23 protein-coding genes and 1 tRNA gene are annotated in these 23382 nt (G+C 63.9%); 10 read left to right on the forward strand and 14 right to left on the reverse strand.

The genetic code is table 11. The features are described from left to right. Nucleotides 1-93: 93 nt before the first annotated feature. Genes zwf through pgi form a run of 3 tightly spaced genes read left to right on the forward strand, consistent with a single transcriptional unit; the run spans nucleotide 94 to nucleotide 3819 of the window. A complete protein-coding gene (zwf, locus tag Q7J44_RS08485; protein WP_304878863.1) occupies nucleotides 94-1545 on the forward strand; it encodes a glucose-6-phosphate dehydrogenase in 1452 nt (483 codons plus the stop codon). Continuing rightward, entirely contained in the window at nucleotides 1545-2216 is a 672-nt protein-coding gene (gene pgl, locus Q7J44_RS08490) for a 6-phosphogluconolactonase (protein WP_304878865.1), read from the forward strand. Before zwf ends, pgl begins: the two co-directional genes overlap by 1 nt. A gap of 1 nt (nucleotide 2217) precedes the next feature. Next, nucleotides 2218-3819: a glucose-6-phosphate isomerase gene (pgi, locus tag Q7J44_RS08495; RefSeq protein WP_304878867.1), complete on the forward strand. Its 1602-nt coding sequence runs from the start codon at nucleotides 2218-2220 to the stop codon at nucleotides 3817-3819. Between the two features lie 56 nt (nucleotides 3820-3875). On the opposite strand, the gene Q7J44_RS08500 is transcribed toward pgi, so the two are convergent. From Q7J44_RS08500 to Q7J44_RS08555, 12 genes are all read right to left on the reverse strand, one after another. Beyond that, nucleotides 3876-4229 carry a RidA family protein gene (locus Q7J44_RS08500; RefSeq protein ID WP_304878869.1) on the reverse strand — a complete coding sequence of 118 codons (354 nt, stop codon included), beginning with the start codon at nucleotides 4227-4229 and terminating at the stop codon, nucleotides 3876-3878. A gap of 92 nt (nucleotides 4230-4321) precedes the next feature. Further along, nucleotides 4322-4395 (reverse strand) — tRNA-Gly (locus Q7J44_RS08505). A 92-nt stretch (nucleotides 4396-4487) separates the two neighbouring features. Beyond that, nucleotides 4488-5207: a GIY-YIG nuclease family protein gene (locus tag Q7J44_RS08510; protein ID WP_304878870.1), complete on the reverse strand. Its 720-nt coding sequence runs from the start codon at nucleotides 5205-5207 to the stop codon at nucleotides 4488-4490. A 9-nt stretch (nucleotides 5208-5216) separates the two neighbouring features. Continuing rightward, nucleotides 5217-6362, reverse strand: a complete 1146-nt coding sequence (locus Q7J44_RS08515; RefSeq protein ID WP_304878872.1) for a DNA cytosine methyltransferase — start codon at nucleotides 6360-6362, stop codon at nucleotides 5217-5219. A 271-nt stretch (nucleotides 6363-6633) separates the two neighbouring features. Beyond that, on the reverse strand, nucleotides 6634-7176 hold the full coding sequence (locus Q7J44_RS08520; protein WP_304878874.1) for a fasciclin domain-containing protein: 543 nt from the start codon (nucleotides 7174-7176) through the stop codon (nucleotides 6634-6636). A 158-nt stretch (nucleotides 7177-7334) separates the two neighbouring features. Continuing rightward, nucleotides 7335-7982, reverse strand: a complete 648-nt coding sequence (locus Q7J44_RS08525) for an anti-sigma factor domain-containing protein (protein ID WP_304878876.1) — start codon at nucleotides 7980-7982, stop codon at nucleotides 7335-7337. Next, the gene (locus tag Q7J44_RS08530; protein WP_304878878.1) at nucleotides 7979-8527 is read right to left on the reverse strand and encodes a sigma-70 family RNA polymerase sigma factor; all 549 of its coding nucleotides are present in this window, start codon (nucleotides 8525-8527) and stop codon (nucleotides 7979-7981) included. Before Q7J44_RS08530 ends, Q7J44_RS08525 begins: the two co-directional genes overlap by 4 nt. A 51-nt stretch (nucleotides 8528-8578) precedes the next feature. Then, nucleotides 8579-10621 (reverse strand): ASKHA domain-containing protein, encoded by a 2043-nt coding sequence (locus Q7J44_RS08535; RefSeq protein WP_304878880.1) that lies wholly within the window; start codon nucleotides 10619-10621, stop codon nucleotides 8579-8581. After that, on the reverse strand, nucleotides 10614-11066 hold the full coding sequence (locus tag Q7J44_RS08540; protein WP_304878882.1) for a cupin domain-containing protein: 453 nt from the start codon (nucleotides 11064-11066) through the stop codon (nucleotides 10614-10616). The genes Q7J44_RS08535 and Q7J44_RS08540 overlap by 8 nt, the downstream gene beginning before the upstream one ends. A gap of 6 nt (nucleotides 11067-11072) precedes the next feature. After that, complete coding sequence (locus Q7J44_RS08545) at nucleotides 11073-12053, reverse strand: methyltetrahydrofolate cobalamin methyltransferase (RefSeq protein ID WP_304878884.1); 981 nt, start codon at nucleotides 12051-12053, stop codon at nucleotides 11073-11075. 15 nt (nucleotides 12054-12068) lie between these two features. Further along, a complete protein-coding gene (locus tag Q7J44_RS08550; RefSeq protein WP_304878886.1) occupies nucleotides 12069-12986 on the reverse strand; it encodes a methylenetetrahydrofolate reductase in 918 nt (305 codons plus the stop codon). Between the two features lie 31 nt (nucleotides 12987-13017). Next, entirely contained in the window at nucleotides 13018-13320 is a 303-nt protein-coding gene (locus tag Q7J44_RS08555; protein ID WP_304878888.1) for a virulence factor, read from the reverse strand. Nucleotides 13321-13504: 184 nt separating this feature from the next. On the opposite strand from Q7J44_RS08555, the gene Q7J44_RS08560 reads away from it, so the two are divergent. Together Q7J44_RS08560 and Q7J44_RS08565 are read left to right on the forward strand one after the other, a co-directional pair. Further along, on the forward strand, nucleotides 13505-14641 hold the full coding sequence (locus tag Q7J44_RS08560) for a Ppx/GppA phosphatase family protein (protein WP_304878890.1): 1137 nt from the start codon (nucleotides 13505-13507) through the stop codon (nucleotides 14639-14641). Continuing rightward, nucleotides 14638-15384 (forward strand): RlmE family RNA methyltransferase, encoded by a 747-nt coding sequence (locus tag Q7J44_RS08565; RefSeq protein WP_304878892.1) that lies wholly within the window; start codon nucleotides 14638-14640, stop codon nucleotides 15382-15384. Before Q7J44_RS08560 ends, Q7J44_RS08565 begins: the two co-directional genes overlap by 4 nt. 87 nt (nucleotides 15385-15471) lie before the next feature. Here Q7J44_RS08565 and Q7J44_RS08570 read toward each other — a convergent pair whose 3' ends face one another. Beyond that, nucleotides 15472-16041, reverse strand: a complete 570-nt coding sequence (locus Q7J44_RS08570) for a DUF882 domain-containing protein (RefSeq protein ID WP_304878894.1) — start codon at nucleotides 16039-16041, stop codon at nucleotides 15472-15474. Nucleotides 16042-16363: 322 nt separating this feature from the next. On the opposite strand from Q7J44_RS08570, the gene Q7J44_RS08575 reads away from it, so the two are divergent. Genes Q7J44_RS08575 through Q7J44_RS08590 form a run of 4 tightly spaced genes read left to right on the forward strand, consistent with a single transcriptional unit; the run spans nucleotide 16364 to nucleotide 20632 of the window. Further along, nucleotides 16364-17980: a murein L,D-transpeptidase gene (locus tag Q7J44_RS08575; protein WP_304878896.1), complete on the forward strand. Its 1617-nt coding sequence runs from the start codon at nucleotides 16364-16366 to the stop codon at nucleotides 17978-17980. A gap of 41 nt (nucleotides 17981-18021) precedes the next feature. Next, nucleotides 18022-19101, forward strand: coding sequence for a UDP-3-O-(3-hydroxymyristoyl)glucosamine N-acyltransferase (locus tag Q7J44_RS08580; RefSeq protein ID WP_304878898.1), 1080 nt, complete (start codon nucleotides 18022-18024; stop codon nucleotides 19099-19101). Nucleotides 19102-19141: 40 nt separating this feature from the next. Then, entirely contained in the window at nucleotides 19142-19423 is a 282-nt protein-coding gene (locus tag Q7J44_RS08585) for an acyl carrier protein (RefSeq protein ID WP_304878900.1), read from the forward strand. Between the two features lie 6 nt (nucleotides 19424-19429). After that, nucleotides 19430-20632, forward strand: a complete 1203-nt coding sequence (locus Q7J44_RS08590; protein ID WP_304878902.1) for a beta-ketoacyl synthase — start codon at nucleotides 19430-19432, stop codon at nucleotides 20630-20632. Nucleotides 20633-20693: 61 nt separating this feature from the next. Here the strand turns inward: Q7J44_RS08590 and Q7J44_RS08595 are convergent, their stop codons facing one another. Next, nucleotides 20694-21356: an invasion associated locus B family protein gene (locus tag Q7J44_RS08595; protein WP_304878904.1), complete on the reverse strand. Its 663-nt coding sequence runs from the start codon at nucleotides 21354-21356 to the stop codon at nucleotides 20694-20696. Nucleotides 21357-21753: 397 nt separating this feature from the next. On the opposite strand from Q7J44_RS08595, the gene Q7J44_RS08600 reads away from it, so the two are divergent. Beyond that, complete coding sequence (locus Q7J44_RS08600) at nucleotides 21754-23352, forward strand: helicase HerA-like domain-containing protein (RefSeq protein WP_304878906.1); 1599 nt, start codon at nucleotides 21754-21756, stop codon at nucleotides 23350-23352. Nucleotides 23353-23382 lie beyond the last annotated feature (30 nt).

The following is a 23382-nucleotide window of genomic DNA, read 5'->3' on the forward strand; positions in this document are numbered from 1 at the left end:
ATCCGGCTGCACCCAATGCTAGACTTCATCCCGAGGCTTGGGTAAAAGGTCTGCGTTAGCGCTAACGGCGTCCGCAGCAGCAAGGATTTCCACATGGTTTCGCGTGTTATTCCGGTCGAGGTCTTCGATCTTGTGATCTTTGGCGGCACCGGCGATCTTGCCCGGCGCAAGATTCTGCCCGGATTGTACCGCCGCTTTCTGGCCGGGCAAATGACCGCCGACAGCCGGATCATCGGCGCCGCGCGCGGTGAGCTGACCGATGAAGACTTCCGCAAGATGGTGCGCGACGCGATTGACGAATTCGTGCCCAAGGATCGCCGCGACGACGCGGTGATCACTGAGTTTCTGTCGCGCCTGCACTACGTGGCCATTGATGCCAAGGGCGAAGGCGGCTGGGATGCGCTGAAAGCCATGATGCGCGACGGGGTGGTGCGGGCGTTCTATTTCTCGGTCGCCCCGGCCCTGTTCGGCGATATTGCGCTGCGGCTGAAATCCCATGACGTGGCAGACGATTCCGCCCGGATCGTGGTGGAAAAACCCTTCGGTCGGGACTTGGCAACCGCCAAGTCGCTGAACGCCACACTGGCCCAGCACTTCCTTGAGACACAGATCTACCGGATCGACCATTATCTGGGCAAGGAAACCGTGCAGAACCTGATGGCGGTGCGCTTTGCCAATATCCTGTTCGAGCCGCTGTGGAAGGCGGAATACGTCGACCATGTGCAGATCACCGTCGCCGAAACCGTCAGCGTCGATGGGCGCGGGGCCTATTACGACAAATCGGGCGCGATGCGCGATATGGTGCAGAACCATATGATGCAGCTCTTGTGCCTGATCGCGATGGAGCCGCCCTATCACTTCGACCCCGATGCGGTGCGCGATGAAAAGCTGAAGGTCATCCGTGCGCTGGACCCGGTGTCGCAAAGCGATATCGTGCGCGGCCAGTATCTGGCCGGGGGCGGGCAGGGCGGTTATCTGGAACATTGCGAAAATGCCTCCAGCCTTACTGAGAGCTACATCGCGCTGAAGGTGAATGTGTCGAACTGGCGCTGGAAGGGCACGCCGTTCTATCTGCGCACCGGCAAGCGGCTGCGGGCGCGGGCGAGCGAGATCGCCATCACCTTCCGCGAGCCGCCGCATTCCATTTTTGACGACGCGAAAGGCTGGCGCGAAAACGTGCTGGTGATCCGGTTGCAGCCCGATGAAGGCATGAACCTGATGGTGATGATCAAGGAACCGGGACCGGGCGGCATGCGCCTGATGCAGGTGCCGCTGGACATGTCCTTTGCCGGCGTGCTGGGCGATGAGGCCGAGGATATTCCCGACGCCTACGAGCGGCTGATCATGGATGTGATCCGCGGCAACCAGACCCTGTTCATGCGGGGCGATGAGGTCGAGGCCGCCTGGGCCTGGACCGACCCGATCATCGAAGGCTGGAACGCCACCGGCGCCAGGCCGCAGGGCTATGACGCGGGATCTTCCGGGCCCGAAGACGCGTTGATGCTGATGCACCGCGACGGGCGGCGCTGGCGGGAGATACGCTGATGGATTTTGTAACCTACCCTGATGCCGAGATGATGTATCTGGCACTGGCCAAGCAGATGGCCAGCGAATTGGGCGCATTTCTGCGCCGCGATGGCCATGCCACGCTGTGCGTGCCGGGCGGCACCACGCCGGGCCCGGTGTTCGACACGCTGTCAGGCGTCGATCTGGACTGGCCCAATGTGGCGGTGTTTCTGAACGATGAACGCTGGGTGCCGGAAAGCAACCCGCGATCAAACACCCGGTTGCTGCGCGAACGTCTGCTGCGTGGGCCTGCGGCATCGGCCAATCTTGTGCCACTCTATGCCCCTGCCGATCAGCTCGAAGACATGCTCGACGCGCTGTCGGCGGGCATTGCGCCGCATCTGCCGATCTCGGTCCTGCTGCTGGGGATGGGGGCGGATATGCACACCGCCAGCCTGTTTCCGGGCGCCGATCTGCTGGAACAGGCGCTTGCCTCAGACGCGCCGGTGCTGATGGCGCTGCGGGCCGAGGCGGCGGGCGAGCCGCGCATCACCCTGTCAGCGCAGGCGCTCAAGACCGCGTTTCACACCCATATCCTGATCAAGGGTGCGGAAAAGCGCGCAGCGCTGGAGCGCGCCCAAACCCTGTCCGTCGCGGAGGCGCCGGTGCGCGCCGTGCTGGATGTTGCAACCGTTCACTGGACCGAATGACATGAACCAAAGCTGGGACGCCCTGAAAGACCACCACGCCGCTGTCGAAGGGCGTCCGATCCTTGATCTGTTTGAGGATGGCACCCGCGCGGCCGCGTTCAGCGCCACCACCGACGGCATGCTGTTCGACTATGCCAAAACCAATATTGATGCCCGTGGCCGCACTCTGCTGCTCCAACTGGCGGAACAGGCCGGGGTGGCCGACAAGCGCGCGGCGATGTTTGCCGGGGCCCGGATCAATGAAACCGAGGGCAGGGCGGTGCTGCACACCACACTGCGCAACATGGACACGCCGTTGATGGTGGATGGTCAGGATGTGACCATCGCCTTGCGCGAAACCCATGCCCGGATGGAGGCTTTCGCAAATGACGTGCGGACGGGCCGTCTCACCGGGCAGGGCGGCAAGATCACCGATGTGGTGAACATCGGCATCGGCGGATCGGACCTTGGCCCGGCCATGGCTGTGCTGGCTCTGGCCCCGTTTCATGACGGGCCACGGGTGCATTTCATCTCGAACGTCGATGGTGCCCATGCGGCGGACTGCTTGCGCGGGCTGAACCCGGAAACAACGCTGGTAATCGTGGCCTCCAAGACCTTTACCACCATCGAGACGATGACCAATGCCGAAACCGTCCGGGTCTGGATGGCGGCAAAGGTCGCCGATCCGGCGGCACAATTTGCCGCAGTCTCAACCGCTGCCGAGAAGACATCGGCCTTCGGCATCGACAGCGCGCGCGTGTTCGGTTTTGAAGACTGGGTCGGCGGACGCTATTCGATGTGGGGGCCGATCGGCCTGTCCCTGATGCTGGCGGTGGGGCCAAAAGGCTTCACAGACTTCCTGCGCGGCGGGGCGGCGATGGATGCGCATTTCCGCGCGGCACCCTTCGCGCAAAACCTGCCGGTGCTGCTGGCGTTGATCGGCATCTGGCACAACCAGATCTGCGGCTATGCCACCCGTGCCGTTCTGCCCTATGATCAACGGCTGAGCCGTCTGCCCGCCTATCTTCAGCAGCTGGAGATGGAATCGAACGGCAAGCGCGTCTCGATGGATGGCGCCGATCTGCCCTACCATTCCGGCCCCGTGGTCTGGGGCGAGCCGGGCACCAACGGCCAGCACGCGTTCTACCAGCTGATCCATCAGGGCACGCGGGTCGTGCCATGTGAATTTCTGGTCGCAAAACGCGGGCATGAACCCGACCTCGCGCATCAGCACCTGTTGCTGGTGTCAAACTGCCTCGCCCAGTCCGAAGCCCTGCTGCGCGGCCGCTCGCTGGCCGAGGCGACGGCGATCATGGCTTCAAAGGGCCTCACCGGGGCCGAGCTGGACCGTCAGGCCCGCCACCGCGTCTTCCCCGGCAACCGCCCGAGCACCACGCTGGCCTATGATCAGCTGACGCCCTTTGTGCTGGGCCAGATCATCGCGCTCTATGAACACCGGGTGTTTGTCGAAGGCGTGATCCTTGGGATCAATTCCTATGATCAATGGGGGGTGGAACTGGGCAAGGAACTCGCCCTTGCGCTGCAACCCATGCTGGAAGGCAAGCGCGAGACGACCGGCAAAGACGGCTCGACCCGGCAACTGGTCGAATGGGCGCGCGGCTGATCCTTCATCTTGATAAAAATACTCTGGGGGTCCGGGGGCAAAGCCCCCGGGGCCGGTCATTTCAGCGCAGCGGTGACGATCACTTCAACCAGATAGTCCGGCGTCGCCAGCTTCGCCTCACCCGTCGCACGCGCAGGCGTATGGCCTTGCGGCACCCAAGCATCCCAGACCGCATTCATCTCGGCAAAATCCGCCATATCGGCCATCCAGATCTGCGCCGACAGGATGCGGGTCTTGTCGGTACCGGCCTGCGCCAGAATCCGGTCCACCTCGGCCAGACAGTCGCGGGTCTGATCCGCCACCGGCGCACCCGGCGTCCCGACCTGACCGGCCAGCCAGATGATCCCGTTGTAACACACAGCCTCGCTCATACGCGCGCCGGTGCCGATGCGTGTGATATCGTCGTTCATGGGGCAACTCCGCTTGTGAAAATCCCCCGCCTGCCTAGCGGGCGGGCCCGGCAAAGGGAAGGGGGGTTGCCTGCGGATTGTGAGGGCGGGATTGGAGCGGGTGAAGGGAATCGAACCCTCGTCATCAGCTTGGGAAGCTGCTTCTCTACCATTGAGATACACCCGCGTCGCAGATTGAATATCTGGTGTGCAGGCCAAGTGCAAGACACCGCTGCGGGGGTGGGATTCACTTTTTGCGGCAAGCGCCGCTGCGTTCTGCTACGGATCTTCGCCTTCGGCTTCTGTCGCGACCGATGCGTCACCGCCAAGTGCGTTGTAGCGGCGGTCGGCCAGCCATTGCAGGCGTTTGGCCTGGGTCAGCAGCACCCGGCGCAGGCCGCCCTGCACCTTTCGTTCGGCAATCACCTGTGCCAGCCGTGACAGGATCAGCGCGCGCCGGGCGGTACGGAAATCGGGGTGCGCGCGGATTTTGTGCACATGATCCGACACGATGCGCCAGCGCAACGAGGGCGGGGCGGTGACGGCAACCACCGGCAGCGGCGGATCTTTTTCGTTCAGCACCGCCTTGAAGGTGCTGTCGGCAATGGCGGTCTGATAGACCAGATGCTCCAGCGCGTTCAGATGGGCGCGGGCGACCGGATCGGCCTTTGGCGTGCGTTCAAACTGGGGCAGGGGCCAGACCTCGATCTCGAACACCTCGAACGGGTCGAGCACGGACATCGCCACCGCATCGGTGCGCTGGTTGGTCAGGTGACGGCGGATGCGGGTGCTGATCTTTTCCTTGGTCTGGCCGACATAGATCGGCTCACCGTCGTAATCGAAAAACGCATAGACGCCCCAGGTGAACGACCCGACCGGGCGGCTGCGGCCTGCGACCGGATCGTCAAACGGGGCCGACAGAAACTCCGCCAGATTGGCCCGCAGATCCTCGGTCTCGAACGGCGGGAAATTGGTGTCATCCGGGTTTCTGTCTGCCATTCCGGATGCTTATGCCACCAAAGCCAGCCGGTTGCGCCGCAGCACAGGCTCAAAAATCGCCGTCGCCAGATGGCGCACCACCGGCACCGCCACGCCGTCGCCCGCCAGTTTATAGGCGTCATTGTAACGGTCCGGCAGAATGAACGTATCGGGCAGGCCCATCAGGCTGACCGCTTCGCGCGGCGACAAAAGGCGCGAGCGCACGCTTTGCCCTTCGACCAGCATGATGGTCTGGCGGCTGGACCCGCCCGACGGTGTGCGCAGGCAGCCGGCGATATCGTCAAACCGGACCTCGGCCCGCTGGCGCTTCAGCCCCGCCGCATCGGTGCGGGTGCGGCGGTAAATCGTGCCGATCTTGCGGCTGCCAAGCTGCTGTGCCGCCTCAACCTTGCTGCGGTTCAGGTCGGACATCAGGGACAGCAGATAGCTGGTTTCCGCCGCCGTGTGCCAGACCACCCCCTGCGGCTGATCTTCGATCAGATCCGACAGTGCCGATGTGCGCGACGCGGGCACCGGCAGGTTCCACCAGACCCAGCGCGCGCGGGCACTGGGCGACAGCAGGGCCTGACCTTCGATCAGCGCGGGCGGATGCCAGACCGCAGACGGCGCGTCTTGGGTGCAGCCGTCAGGCAGGCGCAGATCGCCGCGCACGCCGATGATGAAAAACCGCGGGCGCGATTGGGGCAGGAAGTGCACCGCATCCACCACCACCGCGCCAAACCGATAGCCAAGGCCGGAAAACGCCGCCGCCAGCGTGGCAAAATCGCGGCCGCCATTGCTGGTGATCGCGCCAGACACATTTTCAACCGCCACCATCTTCGGGCCGCGCCCCTGCGCGTTCAGGTCGCGCACCAGCTGCCAGAACGGTCTGAACATGCCCGAGCGTTTGCCCGCCAGCCCCGCGCCCTTGCCCGCAAGCGACAGATCCTGGCAGGGAAACGAGGCCCAGACCAGATCGGCGGTGCCCGGCACCTCATCCGCCGTGACCTGTGCCACGTCTTTCAGCAGCAGTTCCGTGCCGCCATGGTGGTTGGCGCGGTAGCTGACCGCCTTTTTCGGGTCGATGTCATTGGCGAACAGGCAGGTCCAGTCTGGCCCGAGGCCAAAGCCCGCCATGCCACCACCGGCGAAGAAATCGTAATAGGTGTGCGGCATGATCCCTCCGTCTTTCCCTGCTGGTTAGCGCAAGCGGTTGTGTCTTGTCCAAGACTATCCGGCAGCACAGTCGAAGGTGGCGCAAAAACCGACGGCGTTCAAGAACAAACTGGCAACAATGAGCGCCCGCGAAATGGAAAACCCCCCGATGCCAGGGGCACCGGGGGGCTGGGCAGCACATGGGCCACACCGCGTCTGGGGACATTGATCAGCGGCAGACCCATGCGCGCCACCAAAGCGCGGAGGGAGTGACTCCCCGCGCGAGGGTGTCTTACATCGCTGGCAGCAGGACGGTGTCGATCACATGGATCACGCCGTTCGACTGTTTCACATCGGCGATGGTGACCGTGGCCACATTGCCCATGCCATCGGTGATCTTGACGGCATCGCCGTCCATCGCGGCAGTGAACTCGCAGCCGCCGACGGTGCCGATCTTGTGCATGCCGCCGTCATCCGCGATCATCTTCACGATGTCGGTCGACATCGCATTGGCGGCCACGACGTGACAGGTCAGGATCTTGGTCAGCTGATCCTTGTTTTCCGACATCAGCAGGGTTTCGACCGTGCCGGCGGGCAGCTTGGCAAAGGCGTCATTCGTCGGGGCAAACACGGTGAACGGACCTGTGCCGGACAGGGTTTCGACCAGACCGGCGGCCTGAACGGCAGCCACCAGCGTGGTGTGATCGGCCGAGTTCACGGCGTTTTCAATGATGTTCTTGTCCTCGAACATCGCGGCTCCGCCGACCATCGGGTTTTCGGCAAAGGCTGCCACGGTGGACAGGGCAAGGATCGAGGCTGCAAGTGTGAATTTCATCAGACATCTCCCGGAAAGCTGAGGCAGGATCATCCTGCCTTCACCAATGGATACGAGAGGCTGTCGGGGCAAGTTTCAGGTGCGCGCAGAAATATTCGTCAGAATGTTTGCGGGGCGCTGATGGCCGGCCCTGCCTGCACTGCAGGCAGGGCGCGCGCCTAGAGCTCGGCGGTCAGGATGACCGGGCCGGTGGGGGCGCCGGTGGGCGACCCGCCTGCGGGTTCGACCGACACGGCCAGCAGCCAGCCTGCGGGCGGACGCGGGTATTCCACATCCAGCGGGTCGGTGCCCAGCAGGCCCAGCGACACCGGGGCCGCGCCGGGGGCAATCACCCAAAGCTCATGGGTCTGGCCTTCGGGGGCAGGTGTGCCGGACACGCGGGTCACCATCAGCGTGTTGCCATCGTGCCGGGCTTCATACACCAGTGCTGCATCCGGGCTGCCAAGGCTGGCAATCACCTCTCCGGGGGCGGAGGGCGGCATCAGCAGGAACACGCCAAAGCCGACAACCGCCGCTGTGACCGCACCGGCCAGCCACAGACGCCAGCCGCCGCGCAAGGTCGCGACCTTGGGGAACAGCCGCGATTCGATGCGCGGCAACAGATCGGGCGGCACCGGCACAGAGGCATAGGCCTCATTCAGCGGGGCCAGATGCGCGACCCAGGCCGAGACCTGTGCCGCAAATGCGGCATCTGTCTTCAGCCGCTCTTCCACGGCCAGCCGTTCGGACAGGTCGAGCACGCCCAGCACATATTCTGCGGCCAGCGCGTCATCTTCTTCCTGCGGGGTGAGGGGGGCGTCGGTCATTGCTCCAGACACTCCCGCAGTTTGAGCAGGCTGCGGCGCAGCCATGTCCGCATGGTGTTGAGCGGGATGCTGTGGCGCAGCGCCAGCACATCATAGGACAGCCCGTCCAGATAGGCCCCGCGCACCGCATCGGCGCGGGCAGGCTCCAACGTGTCAAAGCAGTCGGTCACCCGCCGCGCCTCGCCCTTGGCGATCAGCCGGGATTCGGCGCGCGGGGCTGTGTCGGCAATCAGCGCGGCCGCATCATCATCATTCTGTTCGGGCTTGCGGGCGCGCAGACGGTCAATCGCATGGTTGCGCGACAATGCCACCAGCCATGTCATGCCTGCGCCGCGTGACGGATCAAACCGTCCCGCCCGCAGCCACACTCTGGTAAACACTTCCTGCAACGCATCCTCCGCCTCTGATCTGGTGCCAAGGATACGGACCAGCACGCCCATAAGTTTCGGACCGGCGTCGTGATACAGCGCGCGGAACGCGGCGCGGTCCTGCCGGGCGATACGCTCCAGCAGCAGGCAGGTGTCGGTGGGGGCGGTTGCGGTCATGGCGCTGAATCTAGCATGCGGGCCGGGCATTGCCAGCCCCAAAACAGGCCCTCAGCCACGCCGCCTGCGCCCCTCACGCCCGCCAGAGGTGTTGAAGGACACATCCGGCAGGGTGACAATCGCCGCAAGCGACGGGAACGTATCCACCGCGTGCGGAATGGCGTTGGCATTGACGAAATGCTCCTGAAAGCGCGGCTCGATGGCGGTTTCGACCTTGTGGATCTGATGCACGGTTGCCTCGATCTGGTCGCGCGCGGCCACATTGCACAGGGCGATGCGCGCGCCGGTGCCTGCCGCGTTACCGGCGCTTGTTACCTTGTCCAGCGGCGCATCGGGGATCATGCCCAGCACCATCGCATGTTTCGGGCTGATATGCGCGCCGAACGCCCCGGCCAGCGTGACCCGGTCCACACGGTCAATGCCCATTTCATCCATCAACAGCCGCGCCCCGGCATAAAGCGCCGATTTCGCAAGTTGGATGGCGCGGATATCGCCTTGGGTCACCATGATGCGCGGCCCGCCCTCCGCCGTGCCATCGTGCAGCAGATAGCTGTGGGTGCGTCCCTCGGGCACACAGCGCGCAGTGCCGGTCTGATCCGGCCCGCCGATCAGCCCGCCCGGATCAACCAGCCCCGCCATCCGCATCTCGGCCACCGCTTCGATGATGCCAGACCCACAAATGCCGGTGATGCCAGAGGTTGCGGTCGCGGCGGCAAAGTCGGGATCGTCGGACCACAGGTCGGACCCGATCACGCGGAAGCGGGGTTCTTTGGTCACGGTGTCAATCTCCACCCGTTCAATCGCGCCGGGGGCGGCGCGCTGGCCGGAACTGATCTGCGCGCCTTCAAACGCCGGTCCGGTGGGCGAGGAACAGGCCAGAACCCGGGTCTTGTTGCCCAAAAGCAATTCCGCATTGGTGCCGACATCGACGATCAGCACCATATCGTCCGACTGGCCCGGCTGTTCCGACAACGCCACCGCCGCCGCATCGGCCCCGACATGGCCCGCGATGCAGGGCAAAAGGTAAACCCGCGCCGCGCGGTTGATCGCCCCGAGATCCAGATCGCGCGCATCAAGCGACAGGCTGCCGGATGTGGCCAAGGCAAAGGGTGCCTGACCCAGCTCTACCGGGTCGATCCCCAGCAGCAGATGGTGCATCACCGGGTTGCAGACCACCACGGCCTCGTAAATGCTGGCCGGATCAATCCCGCCTTCCGCCGCGATCGACTGCGCCAGTGCATTCAGCGCCTCGCGCACCACGCGGGTCATCTCGACATCTCCACCGGCGTTCATCATCACATAAGACACCCGGCTCATCAGATCTTCGCCAAAGCGGATCTGCGGGTTCATCACCCCGCCCGATGCCAGCACCCGCCCGTCACGCAGATCACACAGATGCGCCGCGATGGTGGTCGATCCAAGGTCGATGGCCAGCCCGTGGATTGCGCCGTCATGAAAGCCGGGCCAGATGTCGAGGATGCGCGGGCTGGCATCATGGTTGCCCTTGTGCAGGGCGACCGTCACCTTCCACTGGCCCTTGCGCAACACCGGCTGCAACCGGCGCAGGATCGCCAGATCGGCGGTCACATCATCAACCTGCCACTGGTCGCGCAACGCGCGCGCCAGCCGTTCAAAATCGCCGGTGGGTTCGTGCATGTCAGGCTCGGCCACCTCGACGTAGAGCAGGCGGGTGGCGGGGTCCATCGCGATGACCCGCTCGGTCGCGGATTTGCGGATCACCTGCTTGTGGACCTGGGATTCGGGCGGCACGTCGATGACCACATCGCCCATCACCTGCGCCTGACAGCCCAGACGGCGGCCATCGAGCATGCCGCGTTTGGACTTGTACCGCTCTTCCACCGCGTTCCATTCGGTCAGCGCATCATCGCGCACGGTGACGCCGTGTTTGGAAAACTCCCCATAGCCCGGCGTGATCTGGCATTTGGAACAGATGCCCCGCCCGCCACAGACCGAGTCGAGATCGACCCCCAATTGCCGGGCTGCGGTCAGCACCGGGGTGCCAAGCGGGAAATGCCCGCGCTTGCCCGACGGGGTAAAGATCACAAGCGGGTCGTCGGAACGGTCGTCAGACATTGGAATTCTCCTGCGCGCCCGACGGTTCCAGGCCGGTGGGCGGCGACTTCAAGGCGACGGATTGTGCCGTCTGAAAGCTGTAGGCGATTTCAGTAAAGCAATCGGCGGCAAAAACGTAGAACCAGCGCATCGGTTCTGTCGCCTGCAAAATGCCATGCACTGCGCCGCCGGGAATGAACAGGGCAACACCCGGCGACAGTGCCCATGGCGTGCCGTCAATCATCACAACGCCGTGCCCGGACAGCCCGAAATAGACCTCGGCCTGCGGATGGCTGTGCAGGGTGAAGGTCTCGCCCGCATCAATATGCGCCACACCGCAGGTCAGGCTGTCGGTCGGGGTCAGGCCAGCCGAAAACAGGCTTTGCCACCGCACCGTGCCGCAGGCAGGATCAGCCCATGTTTCCATGGGCTGATCGGCGGCGTTCAGGGCAAAGGCTGTGCTCAAGATCGCTCAGGCGCGGCCGCGACGGCCACCGCGACGGCCCCCGGCAGCCTGAGACGCCGCGGCTGAGGCTTCGGCAAAGCTCATCCCGCCTTCAACCGCTTCCAGAACCTTGGCAAAGCGAATCCATTCGCCGCCATTGGCATCGTGGTTCATCAGGAAATTGGCGGCGCGGATCGCCTCCATCTCCTGCAGGCGCACCGGGTTCATGATGGCGCTGGTCATGCCGGCCCCGATGGCCATCGGCAGAAACGCCGCGTTGATGCCATGCCGGTGCGGCAGGCCAAAGCTGATGTTTGAGGCACCACAGGTGGTGTTCACCCCCAGCTCTTCGCGCAACCGGCGCACCAGTGCAAACACCTGCTGCCCCGCAGACCCCATCGCGCCCACCGGCATCACCAGCGGGTCAACCACGATGTCATGCGCCGGGATGCCGAAATCGGCGGCGCGTTCGACGATCTTTTTCGCCACCGCAAACCGCACATCCGGGTCCGGCGAAATGCCGGTATCGTCGTTGGAAATCGCCACCACCGGCACGTTGTATTTCTTGACCAGCGGCAGAACCAGCTCCATCCGGTCTTCCTCGCCGGTGACCGAATTCAGCAGCGGGCGCCCCTCACAGGCGGCCAGACCGGCCTCCAGCGCTGCGGGAACCGATGAGTCGATGCACAGGGGCACGTCCACCGTGGCTTGAATGATCTCGATCAGCGCTTTCATCAGCGGCGGCTCGACAAAGTTGTTGTCGGCGTAGCGCGGGTCCAGCGCCATCTTGTTGGTGAACACCGCGCCTGAATTCACATCCAGCACCGTGGCCCCGCAGGCCACCTGTTCCAGCGCGTCGCGGATCACGGTTTCAAAATTCCCCGCCTCCAACTCGGCGGCCAGCTTTTTGCGCCCCGTAGGGTTGATCCGCTCGCCGATCACGCAAAACGGTTCGTCAAAACCGATGATGACGGTTTTTGTCTTTGATTCAATAACGGTACGGGTCATTCTTCAACCTTTTTGTCAGGCAGCTTTCGCGGGTTTTCCCGCGGTACCGCCGTGCTCTGTCACCCAGGCAGCGTTGGTCTTGATCCCGCCAAGCGGGAAGAAATGGACCTGTTCGATGCCAAAGCCCGGGTTTGCCGCCTTGTGGGCTGCAAGGGCTGTCAGCACATCTGTCGGCTCATAGGGCATCAACAGCTTGGTCACATCCATTGCCCGCTTTTGCAAGACCTTGAGCGACGGGCCCACCCCGCAGGCAATGGCAAACTTGATCAGCGTCTGCAGTTTTGCGGGGCCCGCGACGCCAATGTGAACCGGCAGTTTGATTCCCTCGGCCTGCAGACGCTCCACCCAGTCAATCACCGGCCCTGCGTCAAAGCAGAACTGCGTCGCCATTGCCATCTGCGCATCGGTCCGCGCGGCAAAGGCCGATTTCCAGCGCGCGGCCTCCATCACCATATGGTCTGACCCGTCCGGATCAATATCGCGGTTGCCCTCGGGGTGTCCGGCGACATGCAGCCGGTCAAAGCCGTCAAACGCGCCAGACTCCAGCAGCTGCATCGAAGTGTGGAAATCCCCCACCGGCTGCGCGACGCCGCCCGCCAGCAGCAGGCCCTGCCGCACGCCGACATCGCGGTAGCGGCTGACCCAATCGGTCAGCGTGGCGCGGTCCTTGATGATGCGGGCGGGGAAATGCGGCATGGCGGTGAAGCCTTCACCCGTCACACGTCGCGCGGTGGCGATCATCTCTTCAATCGGAGTGCCGTCGATATGGGCAATATAGACGCGGGTGCCTGCAGGCAGCAGAGCGCGGAAATCTTCAACCTTCTCAGCCGTGCGTGGCATCACCTCGATGGAATAGCCCTGCAAAAAGGCCTCCATCTGCCCGGGCGAAGGCGCGGCGGGGGCTGTCTTGGTGCGGAAATTGAACAGGGCCATCAACCTCTCCCTCAGGGTCATGCGAGCTGCCTCAGGCCTTGGCCCAGCCATCCGCTGCGATCAGTGTTTTCAGACGGTCAGTGTCGTATTCGGCTTCCAGCCGGGCGGCCTCATCGCGGGCGACATCTTCCTGCGCGCCCTCCACCTCATAGGGGGGAGCTTTGCGCCATTCGGCCAGATAGGCGTCGGCATCCTTGGCCCCGATCTTCATGGCGCAGCGGTCGATCGCCTGTTCAAAGCGTTCGGTCAGCTGCACCTTGGCCCCGCGCCGGCCCTTGCCCACAATCACCTGGGCCGGGATGTCACGCCAGAACACCACTGTCACTTCAGCCATGGCATGATTCCCTCCCGACATCTGCTCCTTTCCGTTCTAATGGTCCGGTTGCGACAAGACGGTGCGTTTTCGACATCGCGCATCGCATCTGCGACCCAAGGGCAGACATCGGCCCGCCGCATGAGTGCTTGCGGGGGCTGGGGATCAGCGCTACGTTTGGGATAACCACATATGGAGGGCGACCATGACGCCCGAGCGTCCCCGAGGGGGGGACGCATCGCAAACGCCGATCGAGCCAGATGATGGCTCTCGTCTCGTCGAATCGTCACCCCCTCAAAAGCCGGGGCAGGGCACGCTTTATGCGGCGCTCGACCTTGGCACCAATTCTTGCCGGATGCTGATTGCCCAGCCCAAGGGCAGTCAGTTTCTGGTCGTGGACAGTTTTTCCAAAACTGTTCAGCTGGGCATCGGGCTGGAAGCCTCGGGCCGGTTGTCGCGTGCGTCGATGGGGCGGACGGTGCAGGCGCTGCGGATCTGTCAGAAAAAGATTGAACGCCATGGCGTCAAACGGATGCGGCTGGTCGCGACCGAAGCCTGCCGCCGCGCCCGCAACGCCCGCGATTTCATCCGTCAGGTCAAACGCGAAGCCGGGCTGTCGCTGGAGATCATCACGCCCGAAGAAGAGGCGCGGCTGGCGGTGATTTCCTGCGCGCCTTTGGTCAATGAACGCACCGAACAGCTCCTGGTGGTCGATATCGGCGGCGGCTCGACGGAACTGGTGTGGATTGATCTGTCGGGCGTGGTGCCTGAAAACCGCCCGCGCGCGATCATGAGCCTGCATTCCGGCTTTGACGCCCAGCCGATAGGCGGGGCGCGGGTGGTGGACTGGATCTCGGTGCCGCTTGGGGTGGCAACGCTGCGCGACCAGTTCGGCGATGTCGACGATGACGCCGCCCGCTTTGCGCTGATGAGCTGGTTTTTTGAAGAACAACTGTCGAGTTTCTCGCCCTATAACGCCCAGCACCCGCGCGAAGGGTTCCAGATCATCGGCACCTCTGGCACAGTGACCACGGTGGCCGCCAGCTATCTTGGCCTGCGCCGCTATGACCGGACCAAGGTGGACGGGCTGCAGATGACCAGTGATCAGATCGATTTCGTGATCCGCGATTATCTGACGCTGGGGCCAGAGGGGCGGCGCACCGACCCGCGCATCGGGCGTGACCGGCATGCGCTGATCATGTCCGGTGCGGCTATCCTTCAGGCGCTGATGCGGATATGGCCAACCGACCGCCTTTCCGTGGCCGACCGTGGCCTGCGTGAGGGGCTTTTATATGCCCAGATGACCGCCGATGGCGTGTTGACCGAAGGACCGTTCACATGAGTGAAAAGAACATTTCCGGCCGTGGCCAGCGCGAGCTGCGGGTGCGGGTGAAAACCGCCAAGGGGCGCAAGCTGTCGTCCACCCTCTGGCTGGAGCGTCAGCTGAACGACCCTTACGTGATCCGCGCGCGCAAAGAGGGTTATCGTGGCCGCGCGGCTTACAAGATTTCGGAACTCGATGACCGCTATGGCTTTCTGAAGCCGGGGGCGCGGGTGGTGGACCTTGGCTGTGCGCCGGGGGGCTGGTGTCAGGTGGCGGTGGTGCGGGTGAATGCGCTGGCGCAGAACCCGAAAAAGCCGGTGGGCACGGTGCTGGGCGTTGACTTGCAAGAGATAGAGCCGATTCCGGGGGCAGAACTGCATCAGCTCGATTTCCTGTCGGACGGGGCCGATGATCTGGTCAAGGGCTGGCTGGGCGGGCGGGCCGATGTGGTGCTGTCCGACATGGCAGCGGCGGCTTCGGGGCACAAGGCGACCGACCACTTGCGCATCGTGGCGCTGATCGAGGCGGCCTTGGATTTCGCCTTTGACGTGCTGGAAGACGGCGGTACCTTTGTCGCCAAGGTTCTGGCGGGCGGGGCGGAAAACACCATGCAGGCCATGCTAAAGAAGAACTTCACCAAGGTCGCCAATGTGAAACCCCCGGCGAGCCGCGCCGACAGTTCGGAAAAGTTCGTGGTGGCCATGGGTTATCGCGGACGCGCGATTGCCGCCGCAAAGGCGGCAGAGGATGATGAGGATTGACCCGGATCTGACAACAATCCGCCCTATGCGAAAGGCACCCCGCGGGGTGCCTTTTCACGAAAATCCTGCGAATTTTCGGCTGATCCCTCAGCCGCCCCAGCTGCGGACCGGCCCGCAATCCATGTGGACGAAATCTGACCGCGAGTATTTTCCCACCCCGCCAGAGGCGCAGGCAGAGGCGGCTTTGGCCATCTGACCGACCGAACGCGACTTGAGCCGCAGATCGGCCGCCTGACCCTTGAGGTGCAGGGAATTCTGCGCAACGCCGCCGGATTGCGACCGCAGCATCGCGTTCGTGCGCGGGCTGCGATAGCCCGACAGCATCATATAGGGTTCTTTCACATCCATCAGACGATGGGCGGCGGCCATGATATCGACCGTGCGCGCGTCGATGCCGTACACGTCATTGGACCGCCAGTCGCGCATGAAGTGATTGATTTCCTTCATGACTTCGGGGATGTATTTGCCTTCGATCCAGTAGATCGTGTCAATGCTTTCGCCCGTCCGTCCGGAATACATGCGGATGCGGCGGATATCGCCTGCACCGCGCAACAGACCGAACGCGTTGGAGTATGTCGGGGCCGCAACCACCACAGACGCCGCAAAAGCGCCCAGCAAGCCACGCCGCGAAAAGCCCAACTTCGATGTATCTGTCATTGTAACGCCTGTCCCGTCGCATTGTTGACCACCTAGACGGCGGTTCGTCTGCACTTATCCCCAAGTGTGCAGATCTTATGCCACAGCACATTATGCAACCCAAGGGCAGATTCTCCGCCGGTTCCCCTTTTAGGGTCGATAGGCAAATTTTTGCTTAAAGCGCTGGAAGCGGTGCGCTGTATTTTTCTTATGCCACTGTTGCCAGAAAGTAACGAAATCCGGCGTAAACGTGACCTTCTGGCTGGAACGTGAATGGACAGTGCTGCCCACTTCGCGGAAAGTCGGGAAATTATTGCAAAAAAACCGCAAGGACCATTTCACGATGAAGCGATTGACCGGGACGGCTGTGGCGCGTGGGTTTCTGATTTCTGCCTCTTTTTTGGTCTTTGCCGCGCAGGCCCCGGTGCTGGCGCAAGGTTTTCCCAGCCCTTTCGTCCAGACCATCGCCATCGCGGCGAGCGAAGATGACGCGGTTGCCGCCTTTTACCGTGACAACGGCTATCGCACCCTGTGGACCGGCGCGGCCGAGCAGGATGTGCAGCGCCGCGCGGCGCTGTTTGCCGCGCTGGCAAAGGCCGGGGATCATGGTCTGCCGGTCGCCCGCTATGATGCGACCAGACTGGTGGCGATGCTGACGGGGGCCCGCACCGAAGGCGACCGCGCCCGTGCCGAGGTGGCGCTGACCCGGGCCTATCTGGCCTATGCCCGCGACATCTCGTCCGGTGCGACCGACCCCAAGGCGATTGACCCCGGCATCGTGCGCGACATTGCGCGGCCAGATCCGGCCCGGCTGCTGGCTCAGATGCAGACCCGCAACCCGGCACAGGTGTTGCAGGCGCTGGTTCCGGTCTCCCCCCGCTATGCGCAGCTGATGCGGGCCAAGCTGGGGATAGAGGCCAGGATCGCTCAGGGCGGCTGGGGCCCGGTGGTGCGCGCCGCGTCGCTGGCCCCGGGGGAGTCGGGGGACGCTGTTGTTGCCCTGCGCGACCGGCTGATCACGATGGGCTACCTGACCCGCTCGGCCACCAGCCGCTATGACGCGGCGATTCAGGCCGCTGTTCAGCGCTTTCAGCTCGATCATGGGCTGGCGGGGAATGGCAAGGCCGATGCGGCAACGCTGGCGGCACTGAACACCGCGCCGGAAGAGCGGTTGAAATCGGTGATCGTCGCGATGGAGCGGCTGCGCTGGATGCACGACACCCCGTTGGGCGACCGCCACATCTGGGTGAACCTGCCGGACTTTACCTCGAAAATCATCGATCACGGCAAGGTCACCTTTGAAACCCGCGCCGTGGTGGGCAAGAACGTGCCCGCGCAGCGCACACCGGAATTTTCCGACATGATGGCGCATATGGTGATCAACCCGAGCTGGGGGGTGCCGCGCTCTATCATCGTCAGTGAGTATCTGCCGTTGTTGCAGCGCAATCCGAATGCGGTCAGCCATCTGCAGGTGATCGACAACCGGGGCCGGGTGGTGCCGCGCAGCGCGGTGAACTTTGCCGGCTATTCGGCGCGCACCTTTCCCTTTGGCCTGCGCCAGCCGCCGTCTGACGGCAATGCACTGGGGCTGGTAAAGTTCATGTTCCCCAACAAGCACAACATCTATCTGCATGATACGCCATCAAAAAACCTGTTCAGCCATGAGGTGCGCGCCTATAGCCACGGCTGCATCCGTCTGGCCGATCCGTTCGATTTTGCCTATGCGTTGCTGGCGCTGCAAAGTGATGATCCGCAGGGCGAGTTTGAGCGTCATCTGAAAACCCGCAACGAAACCACGGTGAGGCTGGAGCAGCACGTGCCTGTGCATCTGGTCTATTTCACCGCCTGGCCGGGGGCGAAGGGGCAGATGACCTATCGCCGCGATATCTATGACCGCGATGCCAAACTGTTTCAGGCGCTTGAGGCTGCCGGGGTGGTCTTGCCGGCGGTTCAGGGCTAAAATCCCTGCCAGCCACAGCGTGTGGTGACAGGAGCATTGCCATGACCCATCGTATCGCCGACATCGCTGCCGCCCTTGGGGCAGAGTTTGCCGGGGATGGCGAGGTGATGGTGCGTGGTGCGTCCGAGCCGCAGCAGGCCGGGCCCGACGATCTGGCCTTGGCGGTGAACCCGAAATACGCAGATGGTCTGGCGCAGGGGGCGGCGATTGCAGCGATGCTGTGGCCGGGCGCAGACTGGCAGGCGCTTGGGATGAAGGCCGCGATCTTTGCGCCGCGTGGACGGTTGGCGATGGCGGGGCTGACCAGCATGCTTGACCCCGGACCGGATATCGCGCCGGGGGTTCACGCGATGAGCGTGATCGACCCCACCGCGCAGATCGGCGCGGGCGCGGCAGTCGGCCCCTTTGTCACCATTGGCGCGGGCGTGGTCATCGGCCCCAATGCACGGATTGCCAGCCATGTCAGCATTGCCGAAGGCGCCACCATCGGCCCCGATGCGCTGATCCTGCAGGGCGCGCGCATCGGCGCGCGGGTGACCATCGGCGCGCGGTTTGTCTGCCAGCCCGGGGCGGTGATCGGGGCCGATGGGTTTTCCTTTGTGACCCCCGAGAAATCGGGGGTGGAGGAAATCCGCGAAACCCTTGGCCAACGCGCCGACATCCGCGCCCAAAGCTGGACGCGGATACATTCACTTGGGGCCGTAACCATTGGCGATGATGTGGAAATCGGCGCGAATGCCTGCATCGACCGCGGCACCATCCGCGACACCACGATCGGCAATGGCACCAAGCTCGATAACCTTGTGCACATTGGCCACAACGTTCAGGTCGGGAATGATTGTCTGTTGTGTGGTCAGGTCGGCGTGGCCGGATCGGCGCGGATTGGCAACCGGGTGGTGCTGGCCGGGCAATGCGGAGTGAATGACAATATCTTTATCGGCGATGACGTGATCTGCGGCGGGGCGACAAAGGTGTTCACCAATGCCCCGGCGGGCCGGGTCATGCTGGGCTATCCGGCGGTCAAGCTGGAAACCCATGTCGAGATGCAAAAGGCGCTGCGGCGCCTGCCGCGTCTGGCCGCAAAACTTGCCGAGCGGGAGAAAGTCATTCAGAAGTCATGAACGCTTCCTATATGTTGCGCGAACAGAAAGGAATGATCGCATGACCCAGACCGCACAGACCATCATCGGGATCATCGCCGAACAGGCATTGCTCGACCCCGCAGATCTGACCATCGACACAAGGCTTGATGCGTTGGCGCTGGACAGTCTGGCCATGGTCGAGCTGATCTTTGCGCTGGAAGAGACGTTTGACATCTCGGTCCCCTTCAACGCCAACGCCAACGCCAACGCCAACGACCCCGGCACGCAGGAGTTTGACCTGTCGTCGGTGGGCGCGATCATTCAGGCCGTCGAAGGTCTTGTCTCGCAAAAGGCTGCCTGAGCGCCGATGCACAGGGTTGTCATTACCGGCGCGGGCACCATCAATGCCCTTGGCCATGATCTGCCATCAACACTCGCGGCGTTTGCCGATGGGCAGGGCGGGATCGGTCCGTTGGACATTCCGGATGTGGACCGGCTGTCGATCCGCGTGGCGGGGCAGGTCCGGGGCTGGACCGCATCGGACCATTTCGATCTGCGGGGCCTTAGCCTCTATGACCGGATGACGCAGTTCGCGCTGTGGTCGGCGCAGCAGGCGGTGGCGCAATCGGGGTTGAATTTTGACGAGGAACTTGGCCTGCGGGCCGGGGTGGTGCTGGGCACGGCGGGCGGCGGGCTTGGTACCATCGACGACAGCTACCGCGCGGTTTATGCCGAGGGCAAGAACCGGGTGCACCCGCTGACCGTGCCGCGCCTGATGGCCAGTGCCGGGGTCAGCCATATCAGCATGACCTATGGTTTGCGCGGGCCTGCCTTTACCGTCTCGACCGCCTGCGCCAGTTCCAACCATGCGATGGGGCTGGCGTTTCAGATGGTCCGCTCGGGCACCGCCCCGGTCATGCTGACCGGCGGGGCCGAGGCGATGCTGACCTTTGGCGGGCTGAAGGCGTGGGAGGGGCTGCGGGTGATGGCAACCGACGCCTGCCGCCCGTTTTCCGCCGACCGCAACGGCATGGTGCAGGGCGAAGGGGGGGCGGTGTTCGTGTTCGAATCCTATGACCACGCCCGCGCGCGCGGAGCGGAGATTCTGGCCGAAGTGGCGGGCTTTGCCATGTGTTCCGACGCGCATGATATCGTGATGCCCTCGGCCGAAGGGGCAGTGCGCGCGATGCGCGCAGCGCTTGCCGATGCGGGGATAGATCCGGGGCAGGTGGGTTACATCAACGCCCATGGCACCGGCACCAAGGCCAATGATGCGAATGAGGCGATGGCGATCCGCACGGTGTTTGGCGATACGCCGCCGCCGGTGTCATCGACCAAGGGCGCGCATGGCCATATCATCGGCGGCACCGGCGCGGTGGAGCTGCTGGCCTGTCTGATGGCGCTGCGTGAGGGCGTCATCGCGCCGACGCTGGGTTATCGCGTGGCCGACCCCGATTGCGCGCTGGATGTGGTGCCCAACACCGCCCGCACAGCGCGCGTGGATGTTGCCATGACCAATGCCTTTGCCTTTGGCGGGCTGAATGCGGTGCTGGTGCTGCGCCGGGTCTGACCCCTAAGAAAAAGGCCGCACCCGATGGGCGCGGCCTGTTCTGTCGGCCAAGCCGTTCGCGTTACGGGTTGGTCGCAGACACCGCCGCGAAGCCCGCCGTAAAGCCCTTGAGCGACAGATCAACCGCAACTTTCTGGTCCGGCGCGACGACCGGAACGATGGTCAGCACCGCCTTGGCACCCTTTTTGAACTGCTCCACCTCGGCGGCGGTAAAGCCGATGCGCGAGATGCAGCCGATGGTCGAGCAGAAGGTGAAGGGATAGACCTTTGGCGCGGTGCCATCGATGGCCATCAGCAGGTTGTCGGTCAGCAGCGTTTCCAGCGGCACGATCACGGTCGCCCCGGCAACGGCCTGGCCACCTGCGGGCAGGTTGAACATGCTGAACTCGGCCACGGCATTGCCGTCGGTGTCTTTCAGCAGCTGATACAGCTGGCACGGATCAGAGCCGTCTTCGGTGCGGATGCAGCGCTGTTCCCAAGCGTCAAAACTGGCCTGAACGTAGGAGCTGCCCAGCCCGTCATTGCCCACTTCGGTGCCCATCGACAGACCGTTATCGGCGGCGGCATCTGCGGTTGGTGCCGCATCTGCGGCCTCAGCCGGGGGGGCTTCGGTGGCGGGGGGCGTGGTGGCGTCCTGCGCCCAGACCGCCGTTGCCGCCGAGGATGCCAGCAGAACGGCCACGGCAAGGGATTTCGAGAAGGGAGAGATCGCTGAAAGAGTCATGTCACGTCCATCTGTCGCTGATTTGGTTTTCACCGCTCGCGCCGCTGTAGCATGTTGCGCCAGAGCTGTCAGGTGGCAAAAGCGTGAGCAGGGGGCGGGGCAGGGTGCGGGGGCGGGAAGGCCTTCCACGCAAATAAAAAAGGGCCAGAAATCCGGCCCTTTTTCACGTCAATTTTTTGCTCCCTGTCGGACTGGCCGACTTGATGGTGGAGACGCTACGGCGGAATTTCGCAGGCGTCAACCCGTCAAATGATCACAAAATCGCCTGTAAAACATGATAAACTCCCACTTGTTTTTGCCACCGCGTGTGGCCGGTGCCCGTCACCGCGCATCGGGCAGGGCGCAGCGCACCAAAGCCGCGATACGATCAAGGCTGGCATCGAAGGGTGAAGCGGATATGGTTGCGCCCGTGGTGCAGATCCGCGTGGGAACAGGGAGACAGCTGGTGTCGGAAGGGCCTTCAATTTTTGTCGGTGGTGGGGGGGCAGACTATGGCCTGCCGCAAAGCCTGCTGCTGGAATACGGCAATCGTCACGGGCTGATCGCGGGGGCGACCGGCACCGGCAAAACCGTGACCCTGCAGATTCTGGCCGAGGGGTTTTCTGCCGCCGGGGTTCCGGTCTTCATGTCTGATGTGAAGGGCGATCTGTCCGGGCTGGCGGTGGCCGGCGACCCGGCGGGCAAGCTGCACGGGGCCTTCATGGCCCGCGCGGCGACCATCGGGCTGGATCTGCAGTACCGGGCGTTTCCGGTCACCTTCTGGGACATGTTCGGCGAACAGGGCCATCCGGTGCGGGCGACGGTGGCCGAGATGGGGCCGCTGCTGTTGTCGCGGCTGCTGGACTTGACCGAGGCGCAGGAAGGCGTGCTGAACGTGGCGTTCCGGCTGGCGGATGAGGAAGAACTGCCGCTTCTGGACCTCAAGGATCTGCAGGCGCTGCTGGGGTTCATCGGGGAAAATGCGGGCGAGATTTCCACCCGCTACGGGTTGGTCGCCCCGGCATCGATCGGCGCGATCCAGCGCCGGTTGCTGGTGCTGGAAAACGAAGGCGGCACCGGGTTTTTCGGCGAACCGGCCCTCGATCTGGCTGATCTGATGCGCACCGACGCGCAGGGCTTTGGCCAGATCAACATTCTGGCGGCGGACAGGCTGATGCACAGCCCCCGGCTGTACGCGACCTTTCTGTTGTGGCTGCTGTCCGAACTGTTTGAAACCCTGCCCGAGGTGGGCAACCCGGATCAGCCCAAGCTGGTGTTCTTTTTCGACGAGGCGCATCTTTTGTTCACCGATGCCCCAAAAGCGCTGGTGCAAAAGGTGGAACAGGTCGCCCGGCTGATCCGGTCCAAGGGGGTGGGGGTGTATTTCGTCACGCAAAACCCGGCGGATGTGCCCGAGACCATTCTGGGCCAGCTTGGCAACCGGGTGCAGCACGCCCTGCGCGCCTTTACCGCCAAGGATCAAAAAGACCTGCGCATGGCCGCCCAGACCTATCGCGACAACCCGGAGTTCAAGACCGAAGACGCGATCCGCGATGTCGGCACGGGTGAGGCGGTGACATCGTTTCTGGAACGCAAAGGCATTCCGGGCGTGGTGCAGCGCACCCTGATCCGCCCGCCGTCCAGCCAGCTTGGGCCGGTTGACGCGGATGTGCGGGCGCAGCTGATGGCGATGTCGGCGCTGCGCGGCAAATACGACACCGCCATTGACCGCGACAGCGCGTATGAGCGGCTGCGCGCCCGCGCCCAAAAGGCGGCAGCCGAGGCCGAAGCGGCAGAGCGCGGGGCCGCGAGCGATCCGCAAAGCGATCCGGGCGAATTCAGCCGGGGCCGCCGCTATGATGGTGGCAGCACCCGTGCGCAGGCCCCCAAAACCCCCCGCCGCAGCAGTGATTCCGTGGGTGAGGCGTTTGCCAAAAGTTTTGCCCGCCAGCTTGGCACCAAATCGGGGCAGGCGCTGGTGCGCGGGGTGCTGGGCACCTTGTTCAAGAAACGCTGATCCGGTGGCCGGGCGATCCGCCCGGCCAGA

Origin of the sequence: Pseudotabrizicola sp. (assembly GCF_030656345.1) — a bacterium.
Classification (GTDB): domain Bacteria; phylum Pseudomonadota; class Alphaproteobacteria; order Rhodobacterales; family Rhodobacteraceae; genus Pseudotabrizicola.